The sequence below is a fragment of the Mesorhizobium sp. M1409 genome (assembly GCF_040317535.1).
GTDB lineage: Bacteria > Pseudomonadota > Alphaproteobacteria > Rhizobiales > Rhizobiaceae > Mesorhizobium.
Window position 1 is genome coordinate 1 of sequence record NZ_JAMYKV010000032.1, and the last position, 13,728, is coordinate 13,728.

The 13,728-nt window shown below is 63.3% G+C and carries 11 protein-coding genes; 4 read left to right on the plus strand and 7 right to left on the minus strand.

All coding sequences use genetic code 11. The features are described 5' to 3' along the window. Positions 1 to 124 precede the first annotated feature (124 nt). From NKG99_RS22585 to NKG99_RS22615, 7 genes are all read right to left on the minus strand, one after another. Positions 125 to 583 carry a YqfO family protein gene (locus tag NKG99_RS22585; protein WP_352870837.1) on the minus strand — a complete coding sequence of 153 codons (459 nt, stop codon included), beginning with the start codon at positions 581 to 583 and terminating at the stop codon, positions 125 to 127. A gap of 111 nt (positions 584 to 694) precedes the next feature. Further along, positions 695 to 1,873, minus strand: coding sequence for an MFS transporter (locus NKG99_RS22590; RefSeq protein WP_352870838.1), 1,179 nt, complete (start codon positions 1,871 to 1,873; stop codon positions 695 to 697). Positions 1,874 to 1,889: 16 nt separating this feature from the next. Continuing rightward, positions 1,890 to 2,630, minus strand: coding sequence for an NUDIX hydrolase (locus NKG99_RS22595; RefSeq protein WP_352870839.1), 741 nt, complete (start codon positions 2,628 to 2,630; stop codon positions 1,890 to 1,892). Between the two features lie 86 nt (positions 2,631 to 2,716). Next, positions 2,717 to 3,163: a DUF983 domain-containing protein gene (locus NKG99_RS22600; protein ID WP_352870841.1), complete on the minus strand. Its 447-nt coding sequence runs from the start codon at positions 3,161 to 3,163 to the stop codon at positions 2,717 to 2,719. Next, the gene (gene rnr, locus NKG99_RS22605; protein ID WP_352870842.1) at positions 3,163 to 5,481 is read right to left on the minus strand and encodes a ribonuclease R; all 2,319 of its coding nucleotides are present in this window, start codon (positions 5,479 to 5,481) and stop codon (positions 3,163 to 3,165) included. The genes NKG99_RS22600 and rnr overlap by 1 nt, the downstream gene beginning before the upstream one ends. Before the next feature lie 6 nt (positions 5,482 to 5,487). Next, entirely contained in the window at positions 5,488 to 8,124 is a 2,637-nt protein-coding gene (topA, locus tag NKG99_RS22610) for a type I DNA topoisomerase (RefSeq protein WP_352870844.1), read from the minus strand. Between the two features lie 366 nt (positions 8,125 to 8,490). Then, positions 8,491 to 8,868: a COG4315 family predicted lipoprotein gene (locus NKG99_RS22615; RefSeq protein ID WP_352870845.1), complete on the minus strand. Its 378-nt coding sequence runs from the start codon at positions 8,866 to 8,868 to the stop codon at positions 8,491 to 8,493. A 185-nt stretch (positions 8,869 to 9,053) separates the two neighbouring features. Here NKG99_RS22615 and NKG99_RS22620 point away from each other — a divergent pair, with 185 nt between their 5' ends. From NKG99_RS22620 to NKG99_RS22635, 4 genes are all read left to right on the plus strand, one after another. After that, a complete protein-coding gene (locus tag NKG99_RS22620; RefSeq protein WP_352870846.1) occupies positions 9,054 to 9,800 on the plus strand; it encodes a cytochrome c biogenesis CcdA family protein in 747 nt (248 codons plus the stop codon). A 145-nt stretch (positions 9,801 to 9,945) separates the two neighbouring features. Beyond that, positions 9,946 to 11,304 carry a bifunctional UDP-N-acetylglucosamine diphosphorylase/glucosamine-1-phosphate N-acetyltransferase GlmU gene (glmU, locus tag NKG99_RS22625; RefSeq protein WP_352870847.1) on the plus strand — a complete coding sequence of 453 codons (1,359 nt, stop codon included), beginning with the start codon at positions 9,946 to 9,948 and terminating at the stop codon, positions 11,302 to 11,304. Positions 11,305 to 11,479: 175 nt separating this feature from the next. Beyond that, positions 11,480 to 13,303 carry a glutamine--fructose-6-phosphate transaminase (isomerizing) gene (glmS, locus tag NKG99_RS22630; protein ID WP_352870849.1) on the plus strand — a complete coding sequence of 608 codons (1,824 nt, stop codon included), beginning with the start codon at positions 11,480 to 11,482 and terminating at the stop codon, positions 13,301 to 13,303. A 118-nt stretch (positions 13,304 to 13,421) separates the two neighbouring features. Next, positions 13,422 to 13,703: a type II toxin-antitoxin system RelE/ParE family toxin gene (locus NKG99_RS22635; RefSeq protein ID WP_352870850.1), complete on the plus strand. Its 282-nt coding sequence runs from the start codon at positions 13,422 to 13,424 to the stop codon at positions 13,701 to 13,703. The last annotated feature ends 25 nt before the right edge of the window (positions 13,704 to 13,728 follow it).

Sequence of the window (13,728 nt, forward strand, 5' to 3'; positions counted from 1 at the left end):
GCGATTGAAACGAAAAGTGGCGGCGTGGGACGACGAATTCCTCGTAAGCGTCATCTCACGATAATTAACTCACCCGATTCCCCTGGCCCTGTGCGATCCGCTTGGGCCTGCTGGTGGGTGGAAATCATGCGGTTTCCGTCGCCGATACCGCAACCTTCTTCCAGTCTCCGGTCGTGTTCCACCAGCGATTCGGATTGGCGCGATCGTCCAGCCCCTTGGAACGGCTGGCCAGGATCGGCTGAATGCGGATCACCGGTTCCTGGTAGCTGTGCGCCTGGAAAATCGCCTCGACGACGCGGGCGGCCAGCGCCTGGTCGTCGGGCAGTTCGAAGGAAACCTCGACCGTGCCGGGGCGGCGCCGCAATTCGGTTTCGGCGCCGGCGGCCGCACCTTCAAGCGGCCTGTAGCGTTCGATGCCATGCGCCGACTGATAGGCATTGCGGTCATATTTGCCCATGGCCAGCGGCGCTATCGCCACCACCGCGTCCATGATGCGGTCGACATCGGCGGCCGGGGCCTGGAAGGTCACAAGCAGAAGCAGTGTCATTCGTAGCGATGTGGTTTCAAAGCCGCTGTCGATCATGGAAATGTCCTCAAGTGTTTTGGGACACCCTTTTAGCCCTGTGCTCCTGACACGGTTCTGTCAGCAGCCTGTCACCGCGCCATGCCAAATGCAGGGCTAGCGGCAGTCGCGCTACAACAGGATCTTGCGGACCAGCCTGACGGCGACCAAGGCAATATAGGCGGCGAAGAACAGGCCGAGCGACCAGCCGAAGCCGGACGGACCGAACGCATCCATGCCGATGCCGATCGCTTGCGGACCGAGAACCATGCCGACACCGTAGCACAGCACGAAGGCGGCGTTGGCCGACGCCAGTTCGTGGCCGGAAAGCTGCGAGCCGAGATGGGCAAGGCCGATCGTGTACATGGCAGCGACGACGCCGCCCCAGACGAACAGAAGTGCCGCCATCAGGTGCCAATTCTGCGCGAAGAAGGGCATGAAGACCGTGCCGACAAGGCCAACCATGGCGCAGGCAATCAGCAGATAGCGGCGGTCCGTGACGCGGTCGCTGATCATGCCGATGGGGATCTGCAGCAGCACGTTGCCGAGGCCGATCATGGTCAGGAGCAGGGCCGCGTCGGCTTCGGAATAGCCGATGCGGCTGCCGTAGATCGGGAACAGCGCAAAGCCGCCGGTTTCCACCGCGCCGAACACAAGCACGGCGGCCGTCGCCGACGGCACCAGCCAGATATAGCGCAGGAAATTGCTGGTCTCGCCGTCGGAGGCGATCGACGGGCTCTCGTTGCGCGCCGCCAGCACCGGTATGGCGGCCAGCGTCACCAGACAGATGATGACGCCGAACGGTCTGAAGCCGGAACTGCCGAGATGGGCGAACAGCCACGGCCCGGCGGCAAAGCCGAGCGACAGAACCGTGGCGTAGATGCCGAGGACAAGGCCGCGCCGATGCGGCGGCGCCGAGGTGCTGATCCAGAATTCAGACAGGATGAACAGCACCGTCAGCGCGATGTGCAGCACGATGCGCAGCGGAAACCACATCCAGAAATCGGGCGCGAAATGGAAGCCGACAAAGGCCAGCGCGCCGGCGGCGATCATGGCAATCATGGTCCAGGCGACGCCAAAGCGCATGGCGAGCGGTGTGGCGAGCGGCGCTCCGGCGATCGAGGCGAGGCCGGCGACGGCCGTGTTGAGGCCGATCATCGAGGCAGAATGGCCGCGTGTTTCGAGGATGACGCTGAGCAGCGGCATGCCGAGGCCGATGGCTATGCCGACGACACTGATCGACGAGATCGCCGCCACCATCGGCAGCCAGTGTACGCGTTCGTCGCCCTGTTGTTGGGTATCGACCGTCATGGGGATGCTGAATACTCTAGAGAAGTTCGCGGGTGAAACGGTTGCGGACAAGCCGGTAGAAGGGCACGGGACCGCCCGGACGCAACAGCGGATCATGGGCGAGGCGCTTTTGCAGCTCGTCCAGGATCATTCGGGTGATGTCGGGGATGTCGGCTTCCCTGGCCTTGGCAAGTGGCAGCCAGACCAGCTCTTCGAGTTCGTTGGTCGGGCCGCCACCGGGCAGTTCTACCGCGACATCGTCGCGCCAGGCGCTGAAGAAGCGTGTGTCGAAGCGGCGTACCCGGTTGGGCGGCGTGATGGCGCGCGCGACGAAGCGCAGCATGTCCAGAGAGGGCTGCACGCCGTGTTCGGCAAAACCTTGCCAATCGGCCCTGGCCGTGGCGAAAGCGCCTTTGCGGCCGATCAGCAATCCGGCTTCCTCATAGGTCTCGCGGATGGCCGACAAGGCGATGGCGCGGGCTCGTGCGGCGCTTGTGCGGCCCGGCCCGGCGATCAGCCTGGCTACCTGCTCAGGGTGCAGTGCGGCGGCGACCGGGATGCGGCTGTCGGCCGGGTCGGTGCGGCCGCCGGGAAAGACGAACTTGCCCGGCATGAAGGCGTGGCCGGCATGGCGGCGGCCCATCAGAACCAGCACGTCATCGCCCTTGCGGTCGAGCAGGATCAGGGTTGCCGCGTCGCGCGGGCGAATTGGCTGGTCGCTATGAGCGATCATGCTCCGCTCGATCTTGGCGACTTCCGCCTTGGTCATACCGTCCATGCGCAGGACCTAGCGGAAACTTCTGGCAAGCGAAAGTGGCCTTTCACGGTCGGTATGTTGCGCCAGGCCGCAATCTTGGCCGCGCCTCAGGTTCCGGGATGCGGCTCGATCACGTCGTGCTCGCCGCCGAAGCCGTGCATATAGAAGGCCCATTGCAGTCCGATGACGGCCCCCTTGACCGGTTGCAGCAGCGCGACCGACAGAAGGATGGTCAGCGGCACCCAGATGGCGATGTGCTGCCACGTCGACAAGGTGGACGTCGCCTCCACGCCCATGAAGGCGCCGAGCACGATGTGGCCGACGATGACGATGACGAGATAGGCGGGCAGGTCGTCGGCGCGGTGGTGATGCAGTTCCTCGCCGCAGATACCGCATGTGTCGACGGTCTTGGTGAAAGCGCGAAACAGCTTGCCTTCGCCGCAATGCGGGCAGCGGCCGAGCAGGCCGCGCTTCATCGCCGTCCACAGCGGGCGGGCAGCCCGGCCCGAGTGATGTTCTCCGCCGAAAACCTGTTCTTCCGTGGCTGTTGTCATCATCGTCTCCTGCCGCGCGAACCCGGTCGCGATTGCGACGCGCGGGCGCGGCCCTTGGCCTTGTGAAACGACCGCTTGGAGCCCGGCAAAGGCTTCGGGTCGGTCAACATCTCGAAGCGCATCGCGCCGGCCATCGGCGCCACTTCGACGAGTCGGACCTCGACGCGGTCCGCGAGCTGGTAGCCTTTGCCCGAGCGTTCTCCGAACAGGGAACGGGCGGTTTCGTCGTATATGTAGTAATCGCCGTTCAATGTTGACACCGGGATGAAACCATCCGCGCCGTACTGCGGCAATTGGACAAATAGTCCTGATTTGGTGACGCCGGAGATGCGGGCATCGAAACGGTCGTCGATGCGCTCGGCGAGATAGGCGGCGACCAGACGGTCGACCGTGTCCCGCTCGGCCGCCATTGCGCGGCGTTCCGTGCCTGAGATCAGCACCGCGACATCTTCGAGCCGTGCCGCTTCGTCCTGCGTCAGCGCGCCCGGACCGAGGCCGAGTGCGGCAATAAGTCCGCGATGCACGATCAAATCGGCATAGCGGCGGATCGGCGAGGTGAAATGGGCGTAGCGCCTGAGGTTGAGACCGAAATGACCGATGTTCTTGGGCGAGTATTCGGCCTGGCTCTGCGAGCGCAGCACGACTTCGTTGACCAGGCCTTCATTGTCGGCGCCGCGCACACGCTCGAGGATGCCGTTGAACTGGCTCGGCTGCATCTGCGCGCCGCGGGCCAGCGACAGGCCAAGCGTCTGCAGGAACTCGCGCAGCGATTCCTGTTTGGCGAGCGATGGCGCGTCATGGACGCGGTAGACCAGTTCCTGCTTCTTCGCCTCCAGCGTCTCGGCTGCCGCGACATTGGCCTGGATCATGAATTCTTCGATGAGCTTGTGGGCATCGAGCCGGTCCGGCACGATGACGCGATCGACCGTGCCGTCTGGCTTGAGCAGGATCTTGCGCTCCGGCAGGTCGAGCTCGAGCGGCTGGCGGCCTTCGCGGCCACGCTTGAGGATCGCATAGGCCTCCCACAACGGCTTAAGCACCGTATCGAGGATCGGGCCGGTCTTCTCGTCCGGCACGCCGTCGATCGCTGCTTGCGCCTGGCTGTAGGCGAGCTTTGCCGCCGACTTCATCATGACGCGGTGGAAGGAGTGCCTGAGCTTGCGGCCCTCGGCCGAAAAGATCATGCGCACCGCCAGCGCCGGGCGATCCTGGCCCTCGCGCAGCGAGCAGAGATCGTTGGAGATGCGCTCGGGCAGCATCGGCACCACGCGATCCGGGAAATAGACCGAATTGCCGCGCTTCAGCGCCTCGCGGTCGAGCGCCGTGCCATAGCGCACATAGGCCGCGACATCGGCGATCGCCACCGTGGCGACCACGCCGCCGGGGTTCTTCTCGTCGAGATCCGGCGTGGCGAAAACGGCATCGTCATGGTCCTTGGCGTCGGCCGGATCGATGGTGACCAGCGGCAGGTCGCGCCAGTCCTCGCGGTGAGCAAGCGTCGCCGGCTTGACGGCTTCGGATTCGGCGATGACGTCGGCCGGAAAAATATGCGGAATGTCGTGGGCGTGGATGGCGATCATCGAGACCGCCTTTTCGCTGGTCAGCGAGCCCAGCACGTTGAGCACCTTGGCTCTCGGCAACCCATAGCGGGAGGCCCGCGCGGGCTCGACCTCGACCAGGTCGCCGCCTTTGGCGCCGTTCTGGAATTCCTTGTCGACGATCAGTTCGGGCTGGCGCCGTTCCACCGGTTCGATGCGGAAGGTGCCATCCTGCAGGATGCGAAAGACACCGAGCACGGCATCGGTGCGCTTTTCGAAGATCTTCACCACCCGTCCGGTGTATGCCGGGCCACCCAGGGCGACATTCGTCTCGTCGGCGGGGAAGGTCTTGGCCAGCACGCGGTCGCCAATGCCGGGCGCCGGTCCACCACCACTGCGCGACAGGCGGATGGAAACAATGGGTGGCGGTCCATTGGCTGTGTGTTCGGTGGGACGCGCCAACAGAACGCCATCGGCGTCACGGTCAAAAATATCGAGGACCGTGACGTGGGGCAGGGCACCGACGCGGGCCAACCCTTTGCGCTCCTTGGTCAGGAAACCTTCGTCCTGCAGGTCGCGCAGCAGATCCTTCAGCCAGATGCGGTCGTCGCCGCGCAGCGCGAACGCCTTGGCGATGTCGCGTTTTCCGGCGCGATCGGGATTTTCGGCGATGTAGCGCAGGATTTCGTCACGCGAGGGCCGATAGTCGTCCTTGACCTTGGCTCTCGTGTCGGCGGTGCGCGGATCGCCGTGGGTTCTACCGGTGATCTTGCGCGCCACGCCGTCCTACCCTTTTTTCTTCGCTGCCGGCTTCTTGGCCGCCGTTTTCTTGGCCGCCACTTTCTTCGTTGCCGGGGCCTTGGCCGCAGCCGCCTTGCGGAACGGCTTCTTGCCGCCGCCGCCCTTGGCTTCCTTCTCGGCAATCAGCGCCAGCGCATCCTCGATGGTCACCGACTGCGGATCCCTGCCCTTCGGCAGGGTGGCGTTGATCTTGCCGAAATTCACGTACGGCCCGTATTTGCCGTCACGTACGACGATCTTGCCGCCGCCATCGGGATGGTCGCCAAGCTCCTTCAACGCAGCGGCGGTGCCGCCATTGCGGCCGCCCTTGCCCTTCAACTGCTTCTCGGCGATCACCGACACGGCGCGGTTCAGGCCAATCGAGAACACGTCCTCGATGCTGTCGAGATTGGCGTAGGTGCCGTCATGCAGAACGAACGGGCCGTAGCGGCCGAGCCCGGCCGAGATCATCTTGGCCGTTTCCGGATGCTGGCCGACATCGCGCGGCAGCGACAGCAGCGCCAGCGCCTTCTCGTGGTCGATCGATTCTGCCGTCCAGCCCTTGGGCAGGCTGGAGCGCTTGGCTTCCTTGCCGTCGCCGCGCTGCAGATAGGGGCCGAAGCGGCCGCTGCGCAGCGTGATTTCCTCTGACGTGTAGGGATCCTTGCCGATGACCTTGGTGCCGTCTTCGCCGCCGCCATTCTCGCCATTGGGATTGGCGGCGTCGCCGAGCTGGCGGGTGAAGGAGCATTCGGGATAGTTCGAGCAGCCGACGAAGGCGCCGAACTTGCCGAGCTTCAGCGACAGGTTGCCGGTGCCGCATTTCGGGCAGATGCGGGGGTTCGAGCCGTCTTCGCGCGCGGGAAACACCAGCGGCGCCAGTTCCTCGTTAAGCGCATCGAGCACGTCGGTGACGCGCAGCTCCTTGATGTCCGTGACGGCGCCCGAAAAATCCTTCCAGAAATCGCGCAGCACGTCCTTCCAGGCGAGCTTGCCGTCGGAAATCTCGTCGAGCTTTTCCTCGAGGGACGCGGTGAAGTCGTACTCGACATAGCGCTTGAAGAAGCTTTCGAGGAAGGCCGACAGCAACCGGCCCTTGGCCTGCGGCACCAGCCGGCGCTTGTCGATGGTGACGTAGTCGCGGTCCTCGAGCGTCTTCAGGATCGCCGTATAGGTGGAAGGCCGGCCGATGCCGAGCTCTTCCAGCTTCTTGATCAGCGAAGCCTCCGAATAACGCGGCGGCGGCTCGGTGGTGTGCTGCGTGGCGTTGATCGCCTGGCGGACCAGCTGCTCGCCGGCGCGGATCTCGGGCAGGCGGCGGTTTTCCTCGTCTTCCGCGTCGTCCTCCTTCTGGTCGGTGTAGGCGGCAATGAAGCCGTCGAAGCGAACGACCGAGCCGATGGCGCGAAGCTCGGCGGTGCGCGATCCGTTGACCGCCTCGATCTCGGCGGTGGTGCGCTCGATCTCGGCCGGCTGCATCTGGCTGGCGATGGCGCGCTTCCAGATCAGCTCATAAAGCCGCATCTGGTCGGAATCGAGATATTGCCTGACCGATGCCGGGGTGCGCATGAAATCCGTCGGGCGGATCGCTTCGTGCGCTTCCTGCGCATTCTTGGCCTTGGTCGTGTAAAGGCGCGGCTTTTCCGGCAGGTATTTCGGGCCGAATTCCTTGGCGATGGCATCGCGTGCGGCGTCGATCGCCTCCGGCGCCATCTGCACGCCGTCGGTTCGCATATAGGTGATCAGGCCGGTGGTCTCGCCGCCGATCTCCATGCCTTCATAGAGGCGCTGTGCCACCTGCATGGTGCGGCTGGCCGAGAAGCCGAGGCCCGATGAGGCGGCCTGCTGCAGCGTCGAGGTGGTGAAGGGCGGGCCCGGATTGCGCTTGGTCGGCTTGGCTTCCACCGACACCGCCTTGAAGGTCGCGCCTTCAAGCATCGACTTGATGTCGTCGGCCTGCGCCTTGTTGGAAATGTCGAGCTTTTGCAGCTTCTTGCGGTCGAAGGCGGTCAGCCGCGCTTCGAAATTCTCGTTGCGCGGCGTGCCGAGCAGAGCGGCTATCTGCCAGTATTCCTCGCGGATGAAGCGCTCGATCTCGGATTCGCGGTCGCAGACCAGACGCAGCGCCACCGACTGAACGCGGCCGGCCGAGCGGGCGCCCGGCAGCTTGCGCCACAGCACCGGAGACAGCGTGAAGCCGACGAGATAATCCAGCGCCCGACGGGCGAGATAGGCATCGACCAGCGGCGCATCGATCTGGCGCGGATTGGCCATTGCTTCCAGCACCGACGATTTGGTGATGGCGTTGAAGACGACGCGGCTGACCGGCTTGTCCTTCAGCGCGCGCTTCTGCTTCAGCACCTCCAGCACATGCCAGGAGATGGCTTCACCCTCGCGATCCGGATCGGTGGCGAGGATCAGGCCGTCGGCATCCTTGACCGCCTTGGCGATGTCGGCAAGCCGCTTGCCCGAAGCGGTGTCGACCGCCCAGGACATGGCGAAATCCTCGTCCGGACGCACCGAGCCATCCTTGGCCGGCAAATCGCGGACATGGCCGAACGAGGCCAGAACCTTGTAGTTCTTGCCGAGGTATTTGTTGATTGTCTTTGCCTTGGCCGGCGATTCGACGACGACGACGTCCATGAGGTCTCATATCAGCTGTGGTGCGGCAGAAGAATTCCGCTGCGCGCGACGAAATCTTGTTCTATTTGTCGCTCACATGGCGGCGCTTTTGCATCCGGTCAAGGGGAAGCGCCCAAATTGCGAAGCTCTCCGCAGCAATACACTCTTAGAGTGTATGGTGAAAATCACAGAATTTTGGGAAAGGGAGTTGGTGGTCCCCGAGTCATCGGAATCGACCCGATCTGTTTTCCACCGAGTCGCTGAAATGCTGCCCAGAGCCATAACAGGCGGCTTTAATAGCAAGCTGTGGCGCCGGTCGCCGGCTGAAAGAGGGATGCCCGGCGACCAGCCCTTGTCCCGCCATCGGGCGGCTGGGTATCGAGTACCCTAGTCGGCCTTGACGATATGCCAGACCTCGCCGACACCATCTCCGGTCACATCGCCTGGTTTCTTGTCCTTGATGAAGGTATAGACCGGCTTGCCGTCATAGGCCCACATCTTGGTGCCGTCGGTGCGGTCGACAACGCTCCATTCGTCGTCCGCCTTGGCGCCGGCCTCGGCCTTCAGCGGCGGCCAGTTGGTGGCGCATTTGTCGTAGCAGTTGGTCTTGCCCTTCTCGTCCTTGTCATAGGTATAAAGCGTCATGCCGTTGGCGTCGGTGTAGATCTTGGTGCCATTGACCTCGGCTTCCTTCCACGCGTCGGCGGCGAAGGATGCGGCGGTGCTGAGCAAAAGCGCTGCCAGCCCTAAGGTTATGGTTTTCATGGAAATCTCCTTGACTGATATCTGGAGACGCGCGGGAAATCGCGGCCTCACCGCATCAACGCCCGCGCGTCGTCGTTTCTTCCCCGGCAAGTGCGTTCGGCAAGGGATGATCTTGCCAACACAATGGTGATTGGTGGACAAGGCTGCGCGCCGCTATATCAGCCACGGCACTGGAGTTCTTGGAAATGGCATTGGACATCGGCTATGTCAGCGCGGTCGGGGCGGGAGCGATCTCGTTCCTGTCGCCTTGCGTGCTGCCGCTGGTGCCGCCCTATCTCTGCTATATGGCAGGCGTCTCGGTCGACGATTTCCGCGGCAATGCGGGTGCGGCGACGCGCGAAGGCGCCCGCGGTGCGCTGCTCTATTCCTCGATCGCCTTCGTGCTAGGCTTTTCCACGGTGTTCGTTGCGCTCGGAGCCGGTGCGTCGACCATCGGCCGGCTGCTGCGGGTCTGGCAGGAGCAACTGGCGATGGGTGCCGGTGTGCTGATCATCCTGATGGGCCTGAACTTCCTCGGCATCCTGCGCATCCCGCTGTTGTCGCGCGAGGCGCGCTTCCAGTCGCAGGGCAAGCCGGCAAGCGCGGTCGCCGCCTATGTCATGGGGCTGGCTTTCGCGTTCGGCTGGACACCGTGCATCGGCCCCGTGCTGGGGCCGATCCTGACGCTGGCCGGCGGCCGCGAGACGGTGGGCGAGGGCGCGCTGCTGCTTGCCGCCTATTCGCTTGGCCTCGGCATCCCGTTCCTGATCGCGGCGCTGTTTTCGGGCGCCTTCATGCGCTTCCTCGGCAAATTCCGCGTCCATCTCGGCCGCGTCGAAAAGGCGATCGGCGCGCTGCTGGTCGTCGCCGGCGTGTTTTTCCTCACCGGTGGCGTGCAGACCGTGTCCTACTGGCTGCTGGAGAATTTCCCGGTGCTGGGGCGGTTGGGGTAGGCACCCGACACTAGATCTGCACTCTGGACCCACTGATTAAGAGTCAGCTGCACCACCATCTCACCGGAATTTAACCGCATTGGTGCAGCATGGCGCCACTGCTATCGTGTCTTGATTCCCAACCCTTTCATTCGGTTGTCCTTTCATGAGCCAGAGATCCTGCCTGTCCGTCATCCTCGCCGCCGGCGAAGGCACGCGCATGAAGAGTGCGTTGCCGAAGGTGCTGCATCTGATTGCCGGGCTGCCGATGGTGGCCCATGTGGTGAAGGCGGCCGAGGCCGCTGGCGCCGGCAGTCAGGCGCTGGTGATTGGCCATGGCGCGGAAGACATGCGCAAGGCCGCGGCAAAATTCGCTCCGGCGGCGGAGACCTTCGTGCAGGAAAACCGCCTTGGCACCGCTCATGCGGTATTGGCCGCGCGCGATGCAATATCAAAGGGTTATGACGATATCCTTGTGATGTTTGGCGACACGCCGCTGATCGACGCTGATGCTCTGACCGTGGCGCGGCTGAAACTGGCGGAGGGTGCTGCCGTCGTCGTGATCGGTTTCCGTCCGCCCAATCCGACCGGCTATGGCAGGCTGATCGAAAAAGACGGCAAGCTGGTCGCAATCCGCGAGGAGAAGGATTGCTCCGAGGAGGAGAAGAAAATCACGTTCTGCAATGCCGGCATGATGGCGGTGGCCGGCGCGCATGCGCTGAAGCTGCTCGACGCGGTCGGCAACAAGAATGCCAAGGGCGAGTACTACCTCACCGACATCGTCGAGATCGCCGGCGCGCGGAGACTCGACGTCGTTGCCACCGAAGCCAGCTTCGAGAGCGCGCTCGGCATCAACAACCGCGCCGAACTGGCGCAAGCCGAGGGCATCTGGCAGGCGCGCCGCCGCCATGAGGCAATGCTGTCGGGCGTGACGCTGATCGCGCCGGAGACCGTGTATTTCTCGCACGACACCGAAATCGGCGCCGACACGATCGTCGAACCCAATGTCTGGTTTGGCCCAGGCGTGAAAATCGCCGGCGGCGCCAAGATCCATGCCTTCAGCCACATCGAAGGCGCCACTATTGCAGCGAATTGCGATGTCGGGCCGTATGCGCGGCTGCGGCCGGGCGCCGATCTCAGGCAAAAGGCCAAGGTCGGTAATTTCTGCGAGGTCAAGCAGGCTGTTATCGAGGAGGGCGCCAAGGTCAACCATTTGACCTATATCGGCGATGCACGGGTCGGCGCGGGCGCCAATATCGGTGCCGGCACCATCACCTGCAATTATGACGGCTATTCGAAATTCTTCACCGACATCGGCGAGGGCGCCTTTGTCGGTTCGAATTCCTCACTGGTGGCGCCTGTCACCATCGGCAACGGCGGCTACATTGCTTCAGGCAGCGTCATCACCGAAGACGTACCCGAAGATGCGCTGGCCTTCGGCCGCGCTCGCCAGAAGACGATCCCCGGCAAGGGCAGGGAATTGCGCGAACGCTTTGCTTCGGCCGCTGCGGCGAAGAAAAAGTAACTCGGCCCGCAAAAAGCCGAACGAGTGCAGTAACCGGATTGCAAGAGCGGCCTGTCATGGTGCATCGACAGGAATAAGCGTTCCGTTACACGGGACGAAATGCAATGTGACTTTCGCGGCAGGCCGGCCATCCCTAAATAGCGCTGGTTTTCCATGGGAATCGGGGGCTTTCTGGATGTGCGGCATCGTTGGAATCGTCGGCCACTCGCAGGTTGCGCCGCTCATCGTCGATGCGCTGAAGCGGCTCGAATATCGCGGGTATGACTCGGCCGGCGTTGCCACCATCGACCACGGTGCGCTTGCCCGCCGCCGCGCCGAAGGCAAGCTGGTCAACCTCGAACGCCTGCTGAAAAACGAGCCGCTCGACGGTACGATCGGCATCGGCCACACGCGCTGGGCGACGCATGGCGTGCCCAACGAGACCAATGCGCATCCGCATTTTTCCGATGGCGTCGCCATCGTCCACAACGGCATCATCGAGAATTTCGCCGAATTGCGCGCCGAGCTGATCCGCGACGGCTATTCTTTCTCGTCGCAGACCGACACCGAGGTCGTGGCGCATCTGGTGGCGAGCGAACTCGCCAAGGGGCTGAAGCCGGTTGATGCCGCGCACCAGGCGCTGAAGCGGCTGGAAGGCGCTTTCGCATTGGCCATCATGTTCAAGGGCGATGAAGACCTGATCGTCGGCGCCCGCAACGGCCCGCCGCTGGCTGTTGGCCATGGCGATGGCGAGATGTTCCTGGGGTCAGACGCCATAGCGCTCGCCCCGTTCACCAATTCGATCACCTATCTCGAAGATGGTGACTGGGCGGTGGTGCGCCGCGACGGCGTCACCATCTTCGACATTGACGGCACAAAGGTCGACCGTAAGCGCCAGCAGTCGCTCTCGACCAGCTTCATGGTCGACAAGGGCAATCGGCGCCATTTCATGGAGAAGGAAATCCATGAACAACCCGAGGTGATCTCGCACACGCTGGCGAATTATCTCGATTTTGTCGGTGGCGTTTCCAAGCCGCTCGACCTGCCTTTCGATTTCGCTAATATCGACCGGCTGGCGATTTCGGCTTGCGGTACGGCGTATCTCGCCGGCCTGATCGGCAAATACTGGTTCGAGCGCTACGCTCGGCTGCCGGTCGACATCGATGTCGCCTCCGAATTCCGCTACCGCGAAATGCCGCTGTCGAAGAACGATGCCGCCTTCTTCATCTCGCAGTCGGGCGAGACCGCCGACACGCTGGCCTCGCTGCGCTACTGCCGCAAGGCGGGGATGAAGATCGGCGCCGTCGTCAATGTGCGGGAATCGACCATGGCGCGCGAATCCGACGTCGTGCTGCCGACGCTGGCCGGGCCGGAGATCGGCGTCGCCTCGACCAAGGCGTTCACTTGCCAGCTATCGGTGCTGGCATCGCTCGCCGTGCGCGCCGGCGTGGCGCGCGGCACGATTTCGAAGGAGCAGGAAAAGATCTTTGTGCGCGAGCTTTCGGAGGCTCCGCGCTTTGCCAACCAGGTGCTAAAGCTCGATCATCAGATCGAAAAGATCGCGCGCGAGCTCGCGCACTACAAGAACGTGCTCTATCTCGGCCGCGACACCAATTTCCCGCTGGCCATGGAAGGCGCGCTAAAACTCAAGGAAATCTCCTACATCCATGCCGAGGGCTATGCCGCGGGCGAACTGAAGCATGGCCCGATCGCGCTGATCGACGAGAACATGCCGGTCATCGTCATCGCGCCACATGACCGCATTTTCGAAAAAACCGTGTCGAACATGCAGGAAGTGGCGGCACGCGGCGGCAAGATCATCCTGATCACCGACAGCAAGGGTGCGGCACTGACGAGCGTCAAGACGATGGAGACGATCGTGCTGCCCGACGTGCCGGAAATCATCTCGCCGATCATCTACGCATTGCCGATCCAGATGCTGGCCTATTTCACCGCCGTGTTCATGGGCACCGACGTCGACCAGCCGCGCAATCTGGCGAAATCGGTGACGGTGGAATAGCTATCGGCAACTCACCATTTGCCACCCATCAACCGGTGGCAAATTTGTATCGGCCGATGATACATTTGCTTGCGTGCCGGTCTGTATCAATGTATGATACAGTCCAGAGGGCGCGTTATTGATCGTTTCGTTCAAAGGCAAGGCGGTCGAAGCGGTTGCCGAAGGGAAGGCGCCAAAAGGCTTTCCGCCAGATTTGGTTGCCCGCGGCGAACGTCGCCTCCGCGCAATTGCCAACGCTGCCCAACTGAATGACCTTCGATCGCCGCCCGGAAATCACCTCGAAGCCCTGGAAGGAAGCCGCGCCGGACAGCATTCAATTCGCATCAACGACCAATGGCGCATCTGCTTCAAATGGACCGCCGCTGGCGCTGAAGACGTGGAGATCGTCGATTACCATTGAGCAGGCATTTGCCCTGAACCCTTGA

Coding starts and splice junctions, on each gene's coding strand:
- NKG99_RS22585 (WP_352870837.1), bottom strand. CDS start 583: ATGATCGACAGCGGCTTTGAAACCACATCGCTACGAATGACACTGCTT.
- NKG99_RS22590 (WP_352870838.1), bottom strand. CDS start 1,873: ATGACGGTCGATACCCAACAACAGGGCGACGAACGCGTACACTGGCTG.
- NKG99_RS22595 (WP_352870839.1), bottom strand. CDS start 2,630: ATGGACGGTATGACCAAGGCGGAAGTCGCCAAGATCGAGCGGAGCATG.
- NKG99_RS22600 (WP_352870841.1), bottom strand. CDS start 3,163: ATGACAACAGCCACGGAAGAACAGGTTTTCGGCGGAGAACATCACTCG.
- topA (WP_352870844.1), bottom strand. CDS start 8,124: ATGGACGTCGTCGTCGTCGAATCGCCGGCCAAGGCAAAGACAATCAAC.
- NKG99_RS22615 (WP_352870845.1), bottom strand. CDS start 8,868: ATGAAAACCATAACCTTAGGGCTGGCAGCGCTTTTGCTCAGCACCGCC.
- NKG99_RS22620 (WP_352870846.1), top strand. CDS start 9,054: ATGGCATTGGACATCGGCTATGTCAGCGCGGTCGGGGCGGGAGCGATC.
- glmU (WP_352870847.1), top strand. CDS start 9,946: ATGAGCCAGAGATCCTGCCTGTCCGTCATCCTCGCCGCCGGCGAAGGC.
- glmS (WP_352870849.1), top strand. CDS start 11,480: ATGTGCGGCATCGTTGGAATCGTCGGCCACTCGCAGGTTGCGCCGCTC.